Annotated in this window: 21 protein-coding genes; 15 read left to right on the top strand and 6 right to left on the bottom strand. The window is 60.4% G+C overall.

Going from position 1 to position 19,906, the window contains the following annotated elements; translation table 11 throughout:
- The first annotated feature begins 63 nt into the window (after positions 1 to 63).
- A complete protein-coding gene (locus L4923_RS11840) occupies positions 64 to 624 on the top strand; it encodes a putative immunity protein (protein WP_239365136.1) in 561 nt (186 codons plus the stop codon).
- 126 nt (positions 625 to 750) lie between these two features.
- The gene (locus L4923_RS11835; RefSeq protein ID WP_239365134.1) at positions 751 to 1,890 is read left to right on the top strand and encodes a GGDEF domain-containing protein; all 1,140 of its coding nucleotides are present in this window, start codon (positions 751 to 753) and stop codon (positions 1,888 to 1,890) included.
- A gap of 52 nt (positions 1,891 to 1,942) precedes the next feature.
- On the opposite strand, the gene L4923_RS11830 is transcribed toward L4923_RS11835, so the two are convergent.
- Together L4923_RS11830 and L4923_RS11825 are read right to left on the bottom strand one after the other, a co-directional pair.
- Positions 1,943 to 2,341 carry a RidA family protein gene (locus L4923_RS11830; protein ID WP_239365132.1) on the bottom strand — a complete coding sequence of 133 codons (399 nt, stop codon included), beginning with the start codon at positions 2,339 to 2,341 and terminating at the stop codon, positions 1,943 to 1,945.
- A 153-nt stretch (positions 2,342 to 2,494) separates the two neighbouring features.
- Entirely contained in the window at positions 2,495 to 3,286 is a 792-nt protein-coding gene (locus L4923_RS11825) for a phytanoyl-CoA dioxygenase family protein (protein WP_239365130.1), read from the bottom strand.
- Positions 3,287 to 3,710: 424 nt separating this feature from the next.
- On the opposite strand from L4923_RS11825, the gene L4923_RS11820 reads away from it, so the two are divergent.
- The 6 genes from L4923_RS11820 to L4923_RS11795 all read left to right on the top strand — a co-directional run bounded on the left by L4923_RS11820 (position 3,711) and on the right by L4923_RS11795 (position 9,875).
- Positions 3,711 to 4,538: an aspartyl/asparaginyl beta-hydroxylase domain-containing protein gene (locus L4923_RS11820; RefSeq protein ID WP_239365128.1), complete on the top strand. Its 828-nt coding sequence runs from the start codon at positions 3,711 to 3,713 to the stop codon at positions 4,536 to 4,538.
- 30 nt (positions 4,539 to 4,568) lie between these two features.
- On the top strand, positions 4,569 to 4,949 hold the full coding sequence (gene crcB, locus L4923_RS11815; RefSeq protein ID WP_239365126.1) for a fluoride efflux transporter CrcB: 381 nt from the start codon (positions 4,569 to 4,571) through the stop codon (positions 4,947 to 4,949).
- Between the two features lie 35 nt (positions 4,950 to 4,984).
- Positions 4,985 to 5,971, top strand: coding sequence for an RluA family pseudouridine synthase (locus L4923_RS11810; protein ID WP_239365124.1), 987 nt, complete (start codon positions 4,985 to 4,987; stop codon positions 5,969 to 5,971).
- Between the two features lie 135 nt (positions 5,972 to 6,106).
- Complete coding sequence (locus tag L4923_RS11805; protein WP_239365122.1) at positions 6,107 to 7,024, top strand: DMT family transporter; 918 nt, start codon at positions 6,107 to 6,109, stop codon at positions 7,022 to 7,024.
- A 14-nt stretch (positions 7,025 to 7,038) separates the two neighbouring features.
- Positions 7,039 to 7,836, top strand: coding sequence for an ATP12 family chaperone protein (locus tag L4923_RS11800; protein WP_239365119.1), 798 nt, complete (start codon positions 7,039 to 7,041; stop codon positions 7,834 to 7,836).
- A gap of 152 nt (positions 7,837 to 7,988) precedes the next feature.
- A complete protein-coding gene (locus L4923_RS11795) occupies positions 7,989 to 9,875 on the top strand; it encodes an MFS transporter (protein WP_239365116.1) in 1,887 nt (628 codons plus the stop codon).
- Positions 9,876 to 9,963: 88 nt separating this feature from the next.
- Here L4923_RS11795 and L4923_RS11790 read toward each other — a convergent pair whose 3' ends face one another.
- Together L4923_RS11790 and L4923_RS11785 are read right to left on the bottom strand one after the other, a co-directional pair.
- Positions 9,964 to 11,019 carry an LLM class flavin-dependent oxidoreductase gene (locus tag L4923_RS11790; RefSeq protein WP_239365113.1) on the bottom strand — a complete coding sequence of 352 codons (1,056 nt, stop codon included), beginning with the start codon at positions 11,017 to 11,019 and terminating at the stop codon, positions 9,964 to 9,966.
- A 154-nt stretch (positions 11,020 to 11,173) separates the two neighbouring features.
- Entirely contained in the window at positions 11,174 to 12,094 is a 921-nt protein-coding gene (locus tag L4923_RS11785) for a LysR substrate-binding domain-containing protein (RefSeq protein ID WP_239365110.1), read from the bottom strand.
- On the opposite strand from L4923_RS11785, the gene L4923_RS11780 reads away from it, so the two are divergent.
- Entirely contained in the window at positions 12,069 to 12,326 is a 258-nt protein-coding gene (locus L4923_RS11780) for a hypothetical protein (RefSeq protein ID WP_239365107.1), read from the top strand. The genes L4923_RS11785 and L4923_RS11780 overlap by 26 nt on opposite strands.
- A 29-nt stretch (positions 12,327 to 12,355) precedes the next feature.
- Here L4923_RS11780 and soxR read toward each other — a convergent pair whose 3' ends face one another.
- Positions 12,356 to 12,808: a redox-sensitive transcriptional activator SoxR gene (gene soxR / locus L4923_RS11775; RefSeq protein WP_239365104.1), complete on the bottom strand. Its 453-nt coding sequence runs from the start codon at positions 12,806 to 12,808 to the stop codon at positions 12,356 to 12,358.
- 114 nt (positions 12,809 to 12,922) lie between these two features.
- On the opposite strand from soxR, the gene L4923_RS11770 reads away from it, so the two are divergent.
- From L4923_RS11770 to L4923_RS11745, 6 genes are all read left to right on the top strand, one after another.
- Positions 12,923 to 13,327 carry an AraC family ligand binding domain-containing protein gene (locus L4923_RS11770; protein ID WP_239365101.1) on the top strand — a complete coding sequence of 135 codons (405 nt, stop codon included), beginning with the start codon at positions 12,923 to 12,925 and terminating at the stop codon, positions 13,325 to 13,327.
- A 7-nt stretch (positions 13,328 to 13,334) separates the two neighbouring features.
- A complete protein-coding gene (locus L4923_RS11765) occupies positions 13,335 to 13,712 on the top strand; it encodes a hypothetical protein (RefSeq protein ID WP_239365098.1) in 378 nt (125 codons plus the stop codon).
- 70 nt (positions 13,713 to 13,782) lie between these two features.
- Entirely contained in the window at positions 13,783 to 14,187 is a 405-nt protein-coding gene (gene yidD / locus L4923_RS11760) for a membrane protein insertion efficiency factor YidD (RefSeq protein ID WP_239365094.1), read from the top strand.
- 228 nt (positions 14,188 to 14,415) lie between these two features.
- Positions 14,416 to 15,534 carry a D-alanyl-D-alanine carboxypeptidase gene (locus tag L4923_RS11755; protein ID WP_239365361.1) on the top strand — a complete coding sequence of 373 codons (1,119 nt, stop codon included), beginning with the start codon at positions 14,416 to 14,418 and terminating at the stop codon, positions 15,532 to 15,534.
- 306 nt (positions 15,535 to 15,840) lie between these two features.
- Positions 15,841 to 17,826 carry a threonine--tRNA ligase gene (gene thrS / locus L4923_RS11750; RefSeq protein WP_239365091.1) on the top strand — a complete coding sequence of 662 codons (1,986 nt, stop codon included), beginning with the start codon at positions 15,841 to 15,843 and terminating at the stop codon, positions 17,824 to 17,826.
- A 94-nt stretch (positions 17,827 to 17,920) separates the two neighbouring features.
- The gene (locus L4923_RS11745; protein ID WP_239365087.1) at positions 17,921 to 18,859 is read left to right on the top strand and encodes a lysophospholipid acyltransferase family protein; all 939 of its coding nucleotides are present in this window, start codon (positions 17,921 to 17,923) and stop codon (positions 18,857 to 18,859) included.
- On the opposite strand, the gene L4923_RS11740 is transcribed toward L4923_RS11745, so the two are convergent.
- Positions 18,860 to 19,768, bottom strand: coding sequence for a hypothetical protein (locus L4923_RS11740; RefSeq protein WP_239365360.1), 909 nt, complete (start codon positions 19,766 to 19,768; stop codon positions 18,860 to 18,862).
- Between the last annotated feature and the right edge of the window lie 138 nt (positions 19,769 to 19,906).

The following is a 19,906-nucleotide window of genomic DNA, read 5'->3' as shown; positions in this document are numbered from 1 at the left end:
GCCTACCATCGACTTGCCGGATCGATGGTAGGGAACCTGCCTCAGCGTGTCGGACAGCGTAACATGGCACACCGGATCGATCTGACGATGAAGGATCTTCGCGCTGTGGCCGCCTATGCCGCCGAAAGCGCGGCGCGCGTGCTTTCGATTTTCGAGCAATGCCATCCTTCTGATACACGCCCGCGGGACGCGCTTGAGGCTACTCGGGGATTTGTGCAGGGCGGCAAACGAGGCAAGGCGCTGCGCGATGCTGCCTGGGCTGCGCTCAAGGCGGCTCGACAGGCCGAAGATGCGGCTGCGAGCCAGGCTGCACGGGCGGCGATGTGCGCTGCGTCTGCGGCCTATCTGCACCCATTGGCGACAGCGACCCAGCTTCGGCACATCCTCGGCGCAGCCGCACATGCGGCTCGAGCGGTGGAAATCGCGAAAGGCGACGGCGCGAGGGTCGACACCGACCCTTTCCAGCATGCCATCCGCTCCGCGCCTGCAAGTGTGATTGATGTGCTGTGCCGATATCCCTCCGCGCCTGCAGGCGGGGGACGAGTGGGAGAGCTGCTTCGTTGCCTTGACCGCGAACTTCGTGAAATTTCCGCCGAGACTAGTGCGTATCGCGCGGGACGTTGACCAGACGGTAACCTGACTTGCCTTCCCCCGTTGCGGGGCGTCGGCTTCTGTGCCAAAGCTTTGCCGCGCTCAAGACCGCCGACAAAAAGCTGTCGCCCCGCCATGCGTGTTCCCAGCAATCCTCTCGTGCTTATCGGACCCGCTATCCTTGTGGTCTTCGCGGTGAGTTTCGCGGCGATCTGGCTGCGCGACAGGCGGCTGCAATATCTGTTGTTCTTCTGTGCGGCCTGCCTGTTCTTTTGCCTGGGTACCCTGTCGCAAATCCTGGCTGTGCCGGACGGGCATGGCCCGAATGCCATCACTTCGGCCTTGCTCTACACGTTAAGCGTGCTTCTGCTGAATGATGGACTGCTGAGACGTTCCGGCCAGCATTTAAACCGGGCCTCATATCTCGTCATTCTGGCCGCGATTTGTGGCGGCATCGCCTATTTCTTTTATGTCGATCGCCAGCTGATCATCCGTATCTACATCCTCAATTTCGGTTATGGGCTGATCTGCCTGATGACTGCCTGGCGCCTGCGTGGCTTGCGGGGCGGCATGTTTGCCGAAAGGACCCTGTTCTGGACCCTGCTTGCCTTCTCGGTTCACTTCTTTCCCCGCACGGTTCTGACCGTGGGAGTTGCCGCGCCGCCGGCAGCCGTGTTCGGTGCCTCGCCGTTCTGGCTGGCCTTGCAATTCTCGCTGGCTGTGCTTGGCGTCATGCTGGCGCTTGCCATTTTTGCCGTAACTGTCAGCGACATGGTCGCGGATCTGCGGCATGAGCGCTCCGCCGATCCGCTGACCGGCGTGCTGAACCGGCGCGGCTTCGAGGAAAATGCCCAGAAGCTGCTCGATGACGCTCGGGCCTGGCCGATCAGTGTCATCCTGGTCGACATCGACCATTTCAAGAGCATCAACGACACGTTCGGCCACCCGGTCGGCGATGCCGTCCTCAAGGGATTCGGCCATCTGCTCCAGAATGCCATGAGGCAGGTGGATAGCTGCGGGCGCATAGGAGGAGAGGAATTCGCGTTTTTGCTGCCCAACTGCGACGCTGCCGGGGCGGATGTCTTTGCCGGGCGGCTGCGAGAAATCGTGCGCCGAAGCCGTTTCGACGGATTACCTGAAGCGCACCAGCTTACAGCGAGTTTCGGTGTGGCTGCAGCGCGGCGCGACGAAAATCTGAACGCGTTGATCTCGCGCGCCGATATCGCACTCTATCGCGCCAAGCGGCGAGGTCGCGATCGAGTCGAAGTCCAGACCGAGGAGGTTGCCGTTCAGAACTAGGTGACATTAATCGTCACTTCGAGCTGAACGGCCGCGTTCAGAATTCTGGTGACTAGGCGTTTTCAGGAATGCGCGCGATGACCTTGATCTCGAAATCGAAGCCGGCCAGCCAATTCACCCCGACCGCCGTCCAGTTGGGGTAGGGAGCCTGGTCGAAGATCTTCGCTTTGACCGCCATGATGGTTTCGAACTGGTTCTGGGGATCGGTGTGGAAGGTGGTAACGTCGACGATGTCATCGAACGTGCAGTTTGCCGCCTTCAACGTCGCCGCCAGGTTTGCGAAAGCCAGTTCGACCTGACGCTTGAAGTCGGGCTCGGGAGACCCGTCGGGGCGGCTGCCGACCTGCCCGGAGACGAACAAGAGGTCGCCGGAACGGATAGCGGCTGAATAGCCGTGAGCTTCGTAGAGCGCATGCCGATCGGCTGGAAAAACCGGGTCACGTTGTGCCATTTTTTGTCCTCTTCAAGCTTGTCGCGTAGCGCTGACATTGACATACGGCGCGTATGTAAGGTTCGCGGAGGCGGTTTCAATACACATACGTTGCGTATGCGAAGCTGCTGCACTGCAGCCTCGAGGTCCAGGACCTCGAGGCTGCAGTGTGCACTAGAACCTCAGTCCGCAAGCTTGACGGATGGCGATCTGCACAGGCGAGGGTGGCAGGAGCGGATCGAACTCGCCTCGGGGCAGTAGAGCCGGTTGCGCCAGGAAACGTGGTTCCCGACCCCTATGCGGCTGCGCGGCATGCACCAGGAACGGATGGCATAGATAGACCGTACCTGCGGGTCCGGTGGCCAATTCTACCGCGCAGTCTCGGGTCGTCTCGTAGCCGCCGGCGGAAAGCTGACGCAGGGTTGCCCCCGCCTCACCATAGGGGAGCAGTTCACGCGCGATGGTTCGGTGAGAGCCTTTCCGGATCCGTGTTGGAGCATCGTCCGGGTCGATATCCGAAAAGAGAAACAGCATCAGCAAGGCGCGGCCGCTGCTTTTCACATTTGCACGCCATTCCATGAAGTCCGGCGTATGGGTGCCGAAACTCATATCCACATGCCAGCCATCATCGCCGGGAGTTTCCGGAGATGGAAAGCGGATCGGAAAGGTTCCGAGCGCTTTGGGCGCCAGCCAGCGATCTTCGCCGACGAGCTGGTCGTAAGCGCGATGCAGGCTAGGAGTATTGGCGGCCTCCACGAAAATCGAGGAGGCCATGGAGCCGACGCGGATCACCGGCCTTGTCCAGGTTTCGGGTTCCTCCGGCGACAGGCCGATTTGGTCCCACAATGCATCTCGACATTGCCGGGCAAGGTCGACGCTGAAGGCATTCTCTATCCTGACGAAACCGTCGTCGATGAAGTGCTGAACCTGACTGGTCGTCAGGCCGTTGGGTTCGGTTTTGGGCATAACATTCTCCGTTCCGTCACCGTATCGGCGACGTGATCCGATCGGCGCAGAAGCGCCGGGCGACCTGGCCGTTGAGAAACGACCGATGCGATTCAGATCAGCGGGAAGAATGTGGACATGAACATGGTGGCCCGAACCTATGGTTTATTGCCAAGCACTTCAAGGCCTCGGCACGACGGGCATTTAATGGCGCTCACCCAGGTTGGACGACCCACCGCTATCGCCGCCACCACGCCGGCCATACGAGCACTGCAAAAAGATGAGAGGTTTACTCCAATTTTCTGAAATGCCCACCGGTACGGGTTTTCTGCCGTCTTGTGCATGATTGCAATTGCGCCTATGCAGCCGTCACTGGGGTGAATGCGTCGCGTCCGAGGGCGCGGCGAAACTCTTAAAAAAGGGTGGCGCCAGGCGCCAGGCTGATATGACCAAAGATCAACGCAAGACAATCCGCAAAGCCGCCATCGCCGTCGTGCTTCTGGGGCTCGGTTTTTACTTCATCCCCATCATCACTTTGATCTGGCTCGCTTGTGGGTTGATCGACGTGCTGCGCAACAAGAACAAGGACCAGCGGCTGTTCAGCCTCTATTTCACCGGCAACGGCATGTTCACGTGGTTGCTGTCACCCTTCAACCTGCTGATCGACCTGATCAGCTACAAGAATTGGGGTGTGTGGAAGCTGGAGCAGTTTCCGGCCGACTACCAGCGCGAAGTCAACGAGGTGCTAAACGTCTTCAAGGAGCGTCGCAACGAGATCATCGCCGACATCGACGCCAATTTTGGCACCGGCCGGCGCGGCATGTATGTCTATCAATGGTACGGCAAGCACAAGATCGATAACGTGCCGGAGTTCAACAAAGACTTCAAATATGTGAAGACAATCGCCGTTTCAGTGTTTTCGGGACGCGAATCGACCTCCTGGCACTTCGGCCCGCTGCGCCTTTCGCTGCGCGTGCTTTACAATCTGATCCCGGTGAACGCTGAAATCTTCGTGGAATGCCAAGGTGCCAGGAACTACTGGCACGACAGTCCGATGTATATTTTCGACGATACGCTGCTGCATCGGTCGGTCAACGAATATGACGGCCGCCGCTACTGCGTGTTTATGGACGTCATTCGCCCGTCCCCGGTCCCGGGTGTCGTTGCCGGCTTGCTCACCATCGTTTCGATGAGCGTCGAGCGCATCAACTCCATGTTCTACAAGAATTGGAAGATGATCTCGTCCAGCAAGGGCAAGAAGGCTCAAGCCTAGCCGACCGTCGAGCCGGACGGGGTCCGATTAATGTATCATCTTCTCCTCGTGGCAATCGGCGGTGCGATCGGCGCCGCCATTCGCCACCTCTTCAATCTCGGCGCGCTTCGGGTGATCGGCCCCAATTTCCCCTGGGGCACGATGGCGATCAACATCATCGGCTCCTTTATCATGGGGGCTTTCATCGAGATGCTGTCGCGCCGCTATGGCGGTGCCGCGACGGAACTGCGCCTCTTCGTCGCCACCGGCGTGCTCGGCGGGTTCACCACCTTCTCCGCCTTCTCTCTGGATTTCGCTACCCTGTGGGAGCGCGGCGACGTGGTGCCGGCTGCAGGCTACGCGCTGGCGAGCGTCATCGGCGCGATTCTGGCGCTCTTCCTCGGACTGTGGCTCGTAAGAACGCTCGCATAGTGCTATTGGCCCGCTTCGAACAATAAAGGCGGACCATGGCAGGCGTCGAACAGATCACGGTGGAGGCTGGCGAAACGGGCATGCGGCTCGATCGCTGGTTCAAGAGCCACTATCCCGGACTGAGTTTTGTGCAGCTGCAGAAGCTGTTGCGTTCCGGCCAGGTGCGCGTCAACGGTGCGCGCGCCAAGACCGATACCCGTGTTGAGCCGGGGCAGGTCATCCGTGTTCCGCCGCTCGATGTCGACAAAAAAGGCGGCACAGACCAGCTCACCGGCCATTCGATCCGCAACCAGGGCGACGCCGACGTGCTCGCCAAAATGCTGCTGCACGAGGATGACAAGGTCTTCGTCTTCAACAAGCCGGCAGGTCTCGCCGTGCAGGGCGGTTCGGGCGTGACCCGTAACGTCGACGATATGCTTGAAGCTTGGCGCAACAAGAAGGGCGAGAAGCCCCGCCTGGTGCATCGGCTGGACCGCGATACATCTGGCGTGCTGGTCATCGCGCGCACGCGGCTGGCTGCCATGAAACTGTCCGAGGCGTTCCGGGCCCGAGAAACCAAGAAAACCTATTGGGCGCTGGTCAAGGGCGTGCCGCCGAAGCGCGAAGACAAGATCTCGACCTGGCTGATCAAGGAGCCGACCCCGGACGGCGATCGGGTTCGAGTTGCCAAGCATGGCGAGAAGGGTGCTGATCACTCGGTTTCCTACTATCGCGTCGTCGAGCAGGCGGCGCAGTCGCTGTCATGGCTGGAGATGGAACCTTACACCGGCCGCACGCACCAGCTGCGCGTGCATGCAGCCCATATCGGTTGCCCGATCATCGGCGATCCGAAATATTTCGAAGCCGACACCAACTGGGAATTTCCCGGCGGTATTCAGAACCGGCTGCATCTGCATGCGCGCCGGATCGTCATACCGCATCCGGATAAAGGCGTGGTCGACGTTACCGCGCCGATGCCGCCGCATATGCGCCAGAGCTGGAACCTGCTCGGCTTCGACGAGGCGAGCGCGGAGGACGATTGACGCTGGCCGCCTGGCGTCGCTCTTAGGAGCCATTGTTTTTGCAGGTCGTGAACCACCGGTAGGTGCGGCTTGGATCATGCCGCCGTTGAAGCCGTCTTGTAGGGCTTTTCTGAAGCGGGCCGGCGGGGGAACCTCATGAGCACAGCAAGTGACAGCTTTGATCGGCGCGATGCGATTGACGCAGCGGCGGTCGCTTTCATGTTGGTGCTGACTTTTTCGTGGGGGCTGAACGGTGTCGCCGCCAAGCTTACGAATGCCGGCTACAATCCGATCTTCCTGAACGTTGCTCGTTCGGCCATCGCTTGCGTTCTCGTGTTCCTGTGGTGCCGGTTCCGCGGCATCCGTCTGTTCGAGCGGGACGGCACCCTTTTCGGCGGCATCCTGGCAGGCCTGCTGTTTGGAATCGAATTCAGCCTGGTGTTCGTGGCGCTGGAATACACGACCGTGGCGCGCAACTCGCTGCTGGTCAACACGATGCCTTTCTGGGTGCTTATCGGGGCGCACTTCTGGCTCGGCGAACGCATGACCTTGCAGAAGCTGCTGGGGCTGGTGCTGGCCTTCTGCGGGGTGATCGTGATCTTTTCCGATCGGCTGGGCAGCAACGGGCAGTCCACCCTGTTCGGGGATCTGCTCAGTCTTGCCGCCGGCCTGTTCTGGGCGCTCACGACGCTGACCATCAAACGTTCCAAGCTGCAGAGCGCGAGCGCTGAAAAGGTGCTGCTCTATCAACTCGTCGTCTCAGCGATTATGGCGATACCGCTGGTTCCGCTGGCCGGGCCGGCGCTGCGCGACGTGACGCCGCTGGCGACCGGTGCATTGCTGTTTCAGGCTGTTTATATCGTCACGATCACCTATATCGTCTGGTTCTGGCTGATGCGGCGTTATCCGGCGGCAGGGCTGTCGAGTTTTGCCTTCCTGTCGCCCGCATTCAGCGTGATATGCGGCTGGCTGATCCTGGGCGAGCCGTTGACCTGGAAAATCTTCGTGGCGCTGGGGCTGATCGCCCTGGGCTTGAGCGTCGTCAATCGTCCGAGGCGGCCAAAAACGGCATAGTGGGTATACTGGCAATGCGCGATATTCTGAGCGATCTCGAGGCGGGCAAGCAGCTTTCCGATCCCGATCCGACGCGGCGCGCTCAGATCCAGATGCGTACCCCATTGCCGAAGCGGTTTTACAAGGATGCTTCCATAGCACCGTCCGACAATGGTTTTGCGGTCCATCTCGATGGCAAACCGGTGCGCACGCCGGGCAAGGCGTTGCTTGCGCTACCCTCCGAAAAGGCCGCTGCTTTGGTGGCTTCCGAGTTCGAAGCACAAGAAGAGGTGATCGATCCGGTGACGATGCCGGTGCTGCGCCTTGCCAATACCGCTATCGACGGCGTGGCAGCGGACACGCAGGCGGTGCTCGAAGACATCCTGCGTTTTGCCTCGTCCGACCTGCTTTGCTATCGGGCTGACGGTCCGCAGGGGCTGGTGGATCGCCAGAACACGCATTGGGACCCGGTGATCGATTGGGCGCGAGCTTCGCTCGGTGCGCGCTTCGAACTTGCCGAAGGGGTCATCCACGTCGAGCAGCCACGCGAGAGCATCGCGGTGCTCGGGGCCCATCTTGCCCGCCGCAATGACCCATTCCGGCTAGCGGCCCTTCATGTCATGACCTCGATCACGGGGTCGGCGCTGCTGGCACTGGCGGTAGAGCAGGGCGACTTGGCCGCCGAGGCGGCGTGGACGGCTGCCCATGTCGACGAGGATTGGCAGATCGATCATTGGGGCCAGGATTCGGAAGCAGTGGCACGCCGTGCCTTTCGCAAGCGCGATATGCTGGCTGCGGTCGCGCTGCTTGAGGCGCTGGACAATCCCGCTTAGCGGCTCTTTCATATTAGACCAAAGTCATAATCCCAATTGCTCGGTCCCCTTGGCGGGGGCTTTCTGCCAGATTCCTTGATGATGGCTGGCCCGAGTCTCTATCCGGAGGAGGATATAGACGGCCGGCATCGAGGGCACTTGGGAGGAGATCCATGGCAATGGCACAGACCGCCGGCAGAACAGGCCGCGGCATGACGCGAGAGGAGAAGAAGGTCATCTTCGCCTCGTCGCTGGGTACCGTCTTCGAATGGTACGATTTCTATCTTTACGGCGCGCTGGCTGCTTTCATCGGCGCGACCTTCTTCGCGTCCTATCCGGAAGCGACACGCAACATCTTCGCGCTGCTGGCCTTCGCCGCTGGCTTCCTGGTGCGCCCGTTCGGCGCGCTGGTGTTCGGCCGCATCGGCGATCTGGTCGGCCGCAAATACACCTTCCTCGTCACCATCATGATCATGGGCCTGTCGACCTTTCTGGTCGGCCTGCTGCCTGGGTCAGCCTCCTGGGGTATTGCGGCGCCCGCCATCCTGATCATCCTGCGCATGCTGCAGGGCCTGGCGCTGGGTGGTGAATATGGCGGCGCGGCTACCTATGTCGCCGAACATGCGCCGGACGATCGCCGTGGCTATTACACGTCGTGGATCCAGACCACGGCGACGCTCGGCCTATTCCTGTCGCTGATCGTCATCCTGGTCATCCAGGGTTCGATGAGCAAAGAGGCTTTTGCCGCCTGGGGCTGGCGGCTTCCGTTCCTGCTTTCGGTCGTGCTGCTTGGCATCTCCGTCTGGATTCGCCTGACGCTGAGTGAATCGCCGACCTTCCAGCGCATGAAGGAAGAGGGCAAGGGTTCCAAGGCACCACTCACCGAGGCCTTCGGCCAGTGGAAGAACGCCAAGATCGCGCTTCTCGCGCTGTTCGGCCTCACCGCCGGCCAGGCTGTCGTGTGGTACTCCGGTCAGTTTTATGCGCTGTTCTTCCTGCAGAACGTGCTCAAGGTCGATGCCTATTCGGTCAACATCATGATCGCGGTGGCGCTGGCGCTGGGAACCATTTTCTTCGTGGTGTTCGGCTGGCTGTCCGACAAGGTCGGCCGCAAGCCGATCATCATGGCTGGCCTGGCACTCGCCATCGTCACCTACTTCCCGCTGTTCAAAGCGCTGACCTGGGCCGCCAATCCGGCGCTGGCCACCGCGCAGCAGGCTACAAGGGCAACGGTGACTGCTGCGCCCGGCGATTGTAAGTTCCAGTTCAACCCCGTCGGCACCGCGAAGTTCACGACATCCTGCGATATCGCGACTTCGTTCCTGACCAAGAACTCGGTTCCATATGACGTCGTGACGACAGCAGCGCCCGGAACGGCTGCAACGGTCAAGATCGGCAACGAGACGATCGAATCCTACGACGCCGTCGCTGCTGGAGATCAGGCCAAGGCCAAGGACGCGGTCTTCGCCAAGGGGGTCAACATCGCGCTGCAGGACGGCGGCTATCCGTTGGTTCGCGCTGCCGCCAAGGTGGCCGACCAGAAGCTCGATGCCTTCGTGACAGCCAATCCGGAACTGAAGCTCGATGCCGCAGCTATCCGTGGCGGCGAAAAGACCACTGTCCCGGTTGCCCAGGCGGTCAAGGACAAGATCATCACACAGGAAGAAGCAGGCAGCGCCACGGACGTCACTGTCTACAGCATCCCTGCCGCCGGCGCCTTCTCCATGGTGGCAGATCCGGCACAGGTGAACTGGCCGATGGTCATCGGCATCCTGTTCATCCTCGTCCTCTATGTGACGATGGTGTATGGGCCGATCGCGGCGATCCTGGTCGAGATGTTCCCGACCCGCATCCGCTACACCGGCATGTCGCTGCCATACCATATCGGCAACGGCTGGTTCGGCGGTCTGCTGCCGGCGACTGTGTTCGCACTGAGTGCGGCCAAGGGCGATATCTACTATGGCCTCTGGTATCCGATCGTGTTCGCTGCGATGTCGCTTGTCATCGGCATGCTCTTCGTCAAGGACACGCTGGGTACGGACCTGAACGCCAAGGATTGAGCTTTCGGTCAAAACAATCGCATTAGTCAAAAGGCCCGGCGCGAAATCGCGTCGGGCCTTTCACTTTGGTTCGTCACGCGGGGCTAGCTCAGGCCTCCGTCAGCACCGGTTTCTCGGCCAGGAGATCGCGCACGATCGGGATCACTTTGGTGCCGTAGAGTTCTATCGAGCGCATCATCTTTTCATGCGGCAGCGGCCCGGATGAGTATTTCATCTGGAAACGCTGGGCGCCCAGTGCTTTCACCGTTGCCGCGATCTTTTTTGCCACGGTCTCTGGCGACCCGACATAAAGCGATCCGCGCTCCACTTCCGAGACGAAGTCGGCGCGTGTTGCCGGCGGCCAGCCGCGTTCGCCGCCGATGCGGTCGCGCATCACCTTGTAGTGCGGCCACAGTTCCTCGCGCGCCTGCTCGTCGGTGGCGGCGACATAGCCCGGCGAATGCACGCCAACCGGCTGTTTCGTTGCGCCAAGCTGATCGAGTGCCTGATGGTAGAGGTCGACATAAGGGCGGAACCGCTTCGGATCGCCGCCGATGATGGCGAGCATCAGAGGCAGGTTGTAGCGCGCGGCGCGGACCACGGACTCAGGGCTGCCGCCAACCCCGATCCAGGTCTTCAAGGTACCGTTCTCGATCGGCGGATAAACCGATTGATCCTCGAGCGGCGGCCGGATCGAACCCTGCCAGGTGACCGGCTCACCCTTGCGGACGGCCGCGAAGAGATCGAGCTTTTCGGTGAACAGCGTCTCGTAGTCATTGAGCCGGAAACCGAACAGCGGGAATGATTCCGTGAAGGAACCGCGACCGAGGATCACTTCCGCGCGCCCATTCGACAGCGCATCGACCGTGGAAAAGCGCTGGAAGACCCGGATCGGATCGTCCGAGCTCAGCACGGTGACGGCAGAGCCAAGCTTGATACGATTGGTGCGCGTAGCAATGCCGGCGAGTACGGTGTCGGGAGCCGAGATGGCGAAGTCATCGCGATGATGCTCGCCTACGCCGATGAAGTCGATGCCGATTTGATCTGCGAGGACGGCTTCCTCGACAAGGTTGCGGATCACCTGAGCCTGCGGCAGCAGCTTGCCGTCGCTGCCAAGCGTGACGTCGCCAAACGTATCCAGTCCGAATTCGACTTTGTCGGTCATGTCATCCCCATATCGGGCCGTGGCAAGCGTCATGGAGGATGAGTTGCCGTGGCCTCGTCTGGCCACCGGTTGCATGGTGGCGGATTGTTCAATTCGATGAGTGAGATAGGCGAAGGGACGAGGATTGCCCATTCATTCGATGAGTACGCACCGTTCACGTTCGGTTGACGGCCAGCGCAGCGACGCTTGCTGCAAACTCCGCCCGTACCCATTCGGCGAAAATACGGGCAGGCTCGCTGAGCTTTGAAAGGCTTCGCGCGACGAGAAAATAACCTCCAGAATTGAGTTCCGTGGCAAAAGGCCTGATCAGCGTACCGGCTGCGAGCTCGTCCTGCATGAAAAGCAGATCGACCAAAGCCACGCCGTGTCCGAGCAGGGCGGCCTGTTTGGACAGCGCCATATCGGCATACATCGGTCCTGGTGCCCGCACCTCGGTTTCTTCTTCGCCAGCCAACCGAAACCAGTTCTTCCAGTGTTCGCGGCTTTCCTCGTGCAAAAGGGTGAAGCGGCGCAGGTCGCCGGGTTTTTCAATCGCAAGGCCGCCAGCGAGCAGGGCCGGTGCCATGACGGGCGTTTCGAGCGCATGGGCGAGGCGCTCAGCCTCGGTGTTAGGCCAACTCGTGTTGCGGAAGGAGAACCGCAAGGCGAGTTCGGCCTGGTCGGCGCGAAACTCGATCAGCCGCGGGTCAACATCGAGTACGACATCGATGTCTGGGTTCATGCGCCGGAAACGGTCCAGGCGCGGGATAAGCCAGCAGGCGGCAATCGAAGCATCGGAGCTGACCCGCGCGGTGCGGGTCTGACCGCGATTGGCAATGTCGGTGAGCATTCTTTCGATGCCGTCGAAACTCGCCGTCAACTGGGTGAGCAGCGCCTTTCCCGGCTCGGTCAAAACGACCTTGCGGTGCAGGCGCTCGAATAGCGGGGTACAGAGCGCCGTTTCCAGTTCCCGGATCTGGCGGCTGACGGCTGCCTGCGAGACGTGCAGTTCCTCGGCTGCCCGGCTGAAACTTGCGTTCCGCCCGGCGGCTTCGAAGGAGCGCAGGGCAGTGAGCGGCAAGCGGCTGCGCTTCATTCACATAACCCCAGGTTATCCGAATGCGAAAATATACTCGTTTGAACGCTGGCGCCAGAAGGCGTTGAATCCGGTCGTGATGGAGAGGCGCGAAACCGGAGTGAATGTGATGTCCGAGATCATCCAGGCGCTTCTCGATGCGCTGACGATTGCCACTTTCCAGTCCTTGAGAAAAACGCCAGGGCGGGAGCAGTACCTTCGCTCACGATCCGAACTGCGTAGCAGGAAGTAGCAGCCTGCGGACCGGAGGGAGGCTGAACGTCAGTCGTTCGAAGACTTATCGCCAAGCCAATAGTGGGGGCCGGGACCGAGGGCCCCGGCCTTGTCGTGTGGGTTGACCAGCCGGCAAAATTCGAGCGACAGGCAGCCGCAGCTGATGCATTGAGCAAGGCCGGTTTTCAGGCGCTCAAGCTCTGCGATGCGCTCGTCGATGCGTGCGGACCAGGGACCAGAGAGCAGTGACCAATCTGCGCCCTTTGGGACATGATCGGTCGGGAGCTTCTCGAGCTCCGCGCCGATTTCAGCAAGCGACATGCCGAGGCGCTGGGCAAAGACGATGAAGGCCAGCCGCCGTAAGGTGGCACGGGTGAAGCGCCTGTGGCCCGAGCCTCGACGTTCGGATTGAATGAGGCCACGTTCCTCATAATAGCGAAGGGCCGAAGCAGCGACGCCACTACGGCGTGAAAGCTGGTTGATGGTGAGCGTCGTTTCCATCTCGATTTTTTCGCATGAATTGCTCTTGACTTCAAGTTTACTTGAACTTGTAGGACGCAGATCGCGCCAGAGGCTTGCTGGTTTCGATAGCTTGGCCGAGAGGAAGAAAGAGCGATGCATACGCAGATTTTAAACACGCCCGATATCCGCAAATTCACTGCGAGCTCGGCGCGGGACTGGATGGAGTGGTCCGGCGCGAGGCTCGTTGACGTGCTTAATGAGGACGCAGTGCCGACAGCCAAGCTCGGCGCCGTTGGCTTCCTGAGGGCGCCGCAAGGCGCGACGAGCGATTTCATCTTTGCGTACGATGAGGTGCTGGTTGTGACCAAGGGCCGATGCACGATTGCGAGCCGTGACGCGTGGGAGACAGCGGGACCGGGCGATGTGTTCTACCTGCCTGCCGGTACGCCTGGATCGTTCAACGCCATCGAGGACGTGGAACTGGTCTACGTCGCATCCTCGCTCTATGGCGCGGTCAACCGCGCTGTCCGAGCGGTGCTGCTCGATGCGGCGGAATGAGCCGGCCATGTCGCAACGCATCATGCAACTGTCCAGCTTCGACATCCGTCCAGGTAAGCTCGAACAGTTCAAGCAAGCTATCCGAGAGGCCGTAGCTTTTGCGGAGTCTCACGGTCCGCAGATCGTTGTCGAGATCTTCATCGATGAGGAGTCCATGCGGGCCAACAGTCTCCAAATCATGCCGAACTCGGAAGCCGTGCTTGCGCATTGGAAAATGGCGGATCCTTATATCCGTGATGTGATGGAAAGCTGCATCATGCGTCGGCTCGACGTCTTTGGCGAGCCGAACGAGGAGGTGATGCTGGGACTGCTTTCGCTTATCGAACAGGGCATACCGGTTACCGTCACTCCGGCCTTTGTCGGGTTCCGGCGGGGCCATCATTAGCGGATATCGTTGCGAAAATCGTTGAAGCGCGCCATCTACAGCGAATGATGGCGCGGACACCACATTGGCGATGACTGGTGAGACTGGCAGGCATGGCCCTGACTGCGGGCATCAACACACGGACAAGGCAGATGCTGTCTCTCTGGGACGCAACTGGCAGGGCCCCTGGCGCAAGACGCCAGGAAGATTGGCCGGCACTGCTTTTGTGAGGGCTTACCAACTCACGCTTTCCGGATTTGTCGGCAACACCTGCCGACATCTGCCGACCTGCTCGGAATATGCTTATGAGGCGATCGCCAGGCACGGTCTGTGGGCTGGCGGCTGGATGGGTCTGTTTCGTGTCATGCGCTGCGGGCCAGGCGGCACACACGGCATCGACAACGTGCCGATGGTGCTTGATGCGCGCTTTGCCTGGTACACGCCGTGGCGCTACTGGTCGGTAGGCCGCAAGGGTGGCGAAACGCCAAATCGTTAAAAAACCACCTACTTTTCGTTAATGAATTCCCTCCAATAGTGACTGCGGATATCGCGTGGCGAGCACGCCCTGGCACGCGGTTCCACCAGCATTCAGTCGAAAATATCCCCTCAGGTCGTTCCTGTACCTTACGGAGCAATTATGCCGGTCGTCGACAAATGGCTCGGGCGCAAGGTTGTTGCCGCCTCACTAACCCTCGGCGCGGCTTTGCTGAGTGCCAATGCGGCGATGGCCGATATGTCGTGGGCGGTGCTCGACACACAGACAGGCAACATCCTCGGCCATGAAAATGCCGGCAGGCGACACGCTCCGGCCTCGCTTGCCAAGCTAATGACGCTCTATCTGACTTTCGAGGCGATCCAGAAGGGAAAGCTCGCCTGGGATGACCAGATCGTTTTCTCCAAAAACGCGTCGGCCAAAATCCCAATGAAACTCTGGATCAAGCCTGGCGATTCCATCAGTGTGCGCGATGCCGTCAACGGCATGATCGTTATCTCGGCCAATGACGCGGCGGCTGCTATCGGCGAACATCTGTCGGGATCGGAGACTGCGTTCGCGCGGTTGATGACAAAGCGCGGTCGACAGCTGGGACTTCGCAACACGATCTTTGCCAATCCCTCGGGACTGACCGACCGGACCAGCCAACTGACGACGGCTCGCGATATGGCGGTTCTTGGAATGGCGCTGGAGCGGGACTTTCCGAAACTGTTCAGCCTGTTCTCGCAGCCTTCCTTCGTCTTTCGTGGCAAGCGTTTGAAAGGGCACAACAATCTGATGTATCGCTTTGCCGGCGTTGACGGCTTGAAGACCGGATATACTGCGGTCTCCGGCTATAATCTCGTGTCGTCGCTTGAGCAGGGTAAGGGCCACCTGATCGGCGTCGTTCTGGGAGGCAAGACGGCACGCAGCCGCGATGCCAAGATGGAAGCATTGCTGAACCGCTTCGGCACGAAGGGAGCCGTTGCGGCGCCGCCAATGGTGGCCATGAACGCGCCCGTGCCAACACGCAGACCGAAGCCGCCTGTCGCGCCAGCCGCGGCGATAGACGAAACCGTGATCGAGCAAGGCGATGGCGATGCGGAAGTCGCATCGCTCCCCTCGGCCTGGCAGATCCAGATCGGCGCGCTGCCCAGTCAGACAACTGCCAAGACGTTGCTGGGCAAGGCGCAGAAATTCGTTCATTCCATCCAAGGGGGAGCAGCCGGCCAGATCATGCGGACCGAAGCGCACGGTACGACGCTGTATCGTGTTCGTTTCGACGGGTTCGAGGATTCGAAAGCGGCGAGCCAAGCCTGCGCGGTGCTCAAGCGGCAGAATTTCGATTGCATAACGGTCAGAGCCAACTGATCCCTATCCATTGGCTGGTTAGTCTGCGGGTCGGAGAGGATGGTAACGCACCGTCTTCGTCAGGTTTGTCGTCAACGAGGGCGAGGGCCCCAAGCTGACGGACTGTGCTACCGCGTTCCTGAAAAACTGCTCGAGTTGGCAAACAGGCCGGCGACACCTGATTTTTGATCCAGCCGCGACCTTGCTTTGTCAAGGGAGCGCCGTTTCGCTTTACGTCGGCCGCAACTGCCCCTAAAAGACCGCCGCCGGGCGTGATCCGGCACAACACCACCCGCGTTCGTATGCGGGACTGGATAGGAGAAGACCATGGCAAATGTTTCCCTCACATTCCCTGATGGTTCCGTGCGCGACTATGACGCCGCGACGACCGGCGCCGAACTCGCCGAATCCATCTCCAAATCACTCGCCAAGAAGGCTGTGGCCTATGCTGTCGACGGCACTTTGCGTGACCTGTCCGATCCGCTGAAGGGGGCCGGCAAAGTCGAGATCGTCACCCGCGACGACCCACGCGCGCTGGAACTGATCCGTCACGACACGGCCCACGTCCTGGCCGAGGCGGTGCAGGAACTGTGGCCGGGAACGCAGGTCACCATCGGCCCAGTGATCGAAAACGGTTTTTATTACGACTTCGCGCGCAACGAGCCTTTCACGCCGGAAGATTTTCCCGTCATCGAAAAGAAGATGCGGGAGATCATCCAGCGCAATAAGCCTTTCACCAAGGAGGTCTGGGACCGCGATCGCGCGAAGAAAGTGTTCCGCGACAAGGGTGAGGGCTACAAAGTCGAGCTGATCGATGCCATTCCCGAAGACCAGGACCTGAAAATCTATTTCCAGGGCGATTGGTTCGATCTTTGCCGTGGGCCACATATGGCTTCCACCGGCCAGATCGGAACGGCCTTCAAGCTGATGAAGGTCGCGGGTGCCTATTGGCGCGGCGATGCCAACAATCCGATGCTGACGCGCATCTACGGCACCGCCTGGGCCGACCAGGCACAGCTCGACCAGTACCTGCACATGCTGGAAGAGGCCGAGAAGCGCGACCACCGCCGTCTGGGTCGGGAGATGGACCTTTTCCACTTCCAGGAAGAAGGTCCCGGCGTCGTTTTCTGGCACGCCAAGGGTTGGAAGATGTTCCAGAATCTGGTCGCCTATATGCGCCGCCGTCTAGGCGACGACTATCAGGAGGTCAACGCCCCGCAGATCCTCGATAAGTCGCTATGGGAAACGTCTGGACACTGGGGATGGTATCAGGAGAACATGTTCGCGGTGAAATCCGCACATGCCTTCACCCACCCGGAAGACCCGGAAGCTGACCAGCGCATTTTCGCGCTCAAGCCGATGAACTGCCCCGGACACGTGCAGATCTTCAAGCATGGCCTGAAGTCCTACCGTGATCTGCCTATCCGCCTTGCGGAATTCGGCAACGTGCACCGCTACGAGGCATCCGGCGCGTTGCATGGTCTGATGCGCGTGCGCGGCTTCACGCAGGACGACGCGCATGTCTTCTGCACCGAGGATCAGCTGGAATCCGAAATCCTCAAGATCAACGACCTGATGATGTCGGTCTATAAGGATTTCGGCTTCGAGGAAGTAGTGGTGAAACTTGCCACACGGCCCGAAAAGCGCGTCGGCACCGATGCCATGTGGGATCATGCCGAAGAGATCCTCAAGAGTTCGCTTGCCCGAATGGCGCGGGAAGACAACCGGATCAAGACCGGGATCAACGAGGGCGAGGGTACGTTCTACGGTCCCAAGTTCGAGTATACGTTGAAGGACGCCATTGGCCGCGAGTGGCAGTGTGGCACCACGCAGGTGGACTTCAACCTGCCCGAGCGGTTCGGCGCCTTCTACATCGACTCGGATTCCGAGAAGAGACAGCCAGTGATGGTGCATCGCGCCATTGTGGGCTCGCTGGAACGTTTCCTCGGTATCCTTATCGAAAGCCATGCCGGCCATTTCCCGCTGTGGTTCGCACCGCTGCAGGTGGTGGTGGCAACAATCACCTCCGAGGCCGACGATTATGCGCGCAGCGTCGTCGAAAAGCTGAAGGCAGCCGGATTGTCGGTGCAGGCGGATCTGCGCAACGAGAAGATCAACTACAAGGTTCGCGAACACTCGTTGACCAAGGTTCCGGTCATTCTCGTCTGCGGCAAACGCGAGGCAGAAGAGCAGACGGTGAATGTGCGTCGTTTCGGTTCCCGCGACCAGGAATCGCTATCGCTGGTCGAAGCGATCGCCCGTCTGGTCGACGAAGCGACACCGCCGGATCTTAAGCGCAAGCAGGTGGCCTGATTCAGGATCCTAGAAAAGACGGCGGTGGCTCGGTCCTCCGCCGTTTTCTTATCGGCGTCACGTTGGCGTCATCCAAGGCGGTTAACGACAGGGCATGAAGCTGAGATCGCGCGAAAGACCGTTTCCGGAGCTTTCTTACGCTAATGCGGGCCAACCGGCGTTTACACGCTGGTTTATTCGTTCCGTCGAGGGATTGTCGGGGCGCGATCGCTTTGCTGCCCTTTATGATCTGTGGCGCCGCAATATCGTGCCGACCGGCGATCGTGTCTTCGGGCGCATGCTCGACCTTATCGATGTGCGTGTACGCTGCGCCGATCAGTGGCCGCCTGCGGATCTTCCCGATACGCCACTGGTTATCGTTGCCAATCATCCTTTCGGCATCGGTGACGGCATTGCCGTGCTTTCGCTGGCTGAAAAACTTGGTCGACCGTTCAAGGTGATGATTCACAAGGATCTCTTGCGCATCCGTGAGATGGAGGCCTATTCGTTGCCGGTCGACTTTTCCGACACGAAGGAAGCGGTGAAGGCCAACATGGCGATCCGCCACGAGGCTATGCGGCTGCTGAAGGAAGGCGTGACCATCGTCGTCTTCCCGGCTGGCGGCGTCGCCACGGCACCGAAAGGTTTCGGGCGGGCCCAGGATTTGCCGTGGAAAATGTTCCCGGCGCGGTTGGTGCAGGAAGCCAGAGCCTCGGTGATCCCGATGCATTTCGCCGGCCAGAACGGTCGGCTGTTCCATCTGGTCAGCGGCCCGATGAATTTGGCCGAGCGCGAAGGGCGCTTTGCACGTTTTGTCGGCAAGGCCTCGCTGACCCTCAGGATTTCGCTGCTGATCCGCGAATTCGCCAGGCTTGCGGGACGCTCGATCGAGGTAAGGATCGGCAAGGTGCTGACGCCGGAAGATCTTGATCCGTTGCGTGATCGCAAGGTTCTGCTGGCGAGACTCTACCGCGCCGTATTCGATCTGGCGCCCACCGAACCAGCCCATCGGGTGAAATTCCTGCGCCGACGGTTTCGTCGGGCCGCAGCCTGATCAGTCGGCGCCTTCAGCTGGATCGATTGCCGTAGCTTCGGACGCCACGACCTCGACCTCGCCATTCTTGCCGGCTTCGACCGTCAGGTCCTTCTGGTAGATGCGATCACGGTTCTTGGCGATGACCGTGTAGTTGCCTTCAGCCAGCACCATGGGCGCGAAGGCGCCGACGGCTTCCTTGATGGAGTCGCCGGATTCGTTGAGCACCGACCAGGACGTGTCGGCCAGCGCTTCGCCACCGGCGTCGCGCACCAGCTTCAGAGTGATTTCGGCAGCACGGTGCTCGACGGTGGCCTCAGTGAGCTTGCCAGCTTCCACACGGATGTCGGATCGGATAACGGCGTTTACGGAACCATAGGTGGAGACGACGTTATAGACGCCGGCATTCAGTCGTACGACGGAATTCGGCTGCACGTTGGGAATGATGAGCGCTTTTTCGTCATCCTTGCCGGAACGCGCTTCATAGATCGAAAAACGCAGTTTCTCGCGTGGAATGCGAATACCGCCTGCAAGCGTGGCGTCGAGCTTCAGTCCCCCGGCATCGAGAACCATGCTTTCGCGTTTGGCATCCCGCCCGACCGTGATGCGTTTGGTGGCGCCGGCACGCCCGTAGGAGGCATGAACCAGATAACTGCCTGGTTGCAGCTGGAAAGCGGCCGTCCCCCCTTGCGCCGATGCGACCAGTGGCAATTTGCCGTCTGCGCCGGGTTCGGGGAGAAAGACACGCCAGATCAGGCCGCGTGTGATTTCCTCGCCCTTGTCGGTCAGTTGCGCGCTGAGTGTGATCTCGCCTTCGCCGCGCGCAAGCTGCGTAGCTGCGTGCGGTGGCGCATAGGTGGAAATACCGGGCAGTTTGAGGTTGTCGATCGCGTCGGGATCCTTGGCGCCGGCAGGCAACGCCAGAGCCATGCCGAGCGTGGCTCCGAAAACAGTCAGCGAAAGTCGGCGAAGCCCGGCGAACATGCCTTGCGTTGAAGCCCAAGCCGGTGGCAATTTCAAGGCTGAAGAGTCTGGCGGGGAAGCCACGAGGCTCTTTTTCGGTGCAGT

The sequence above is a fragment of the Terribium retamae genome (assembly GCF_022347545.1).
Classification (GTDB): Bacteria; Pseudomonadota; Alphaproteobacteria; order Rhizobiales; family Rhizobiaceae; genus Mesorhizobium; species Mesorhizobium retamae.
The sequence above is the reverse complement of the archived record's forward strand: the minus strand, read 5'-3'. Positions and strand labels throughout refer to the sequence as shown.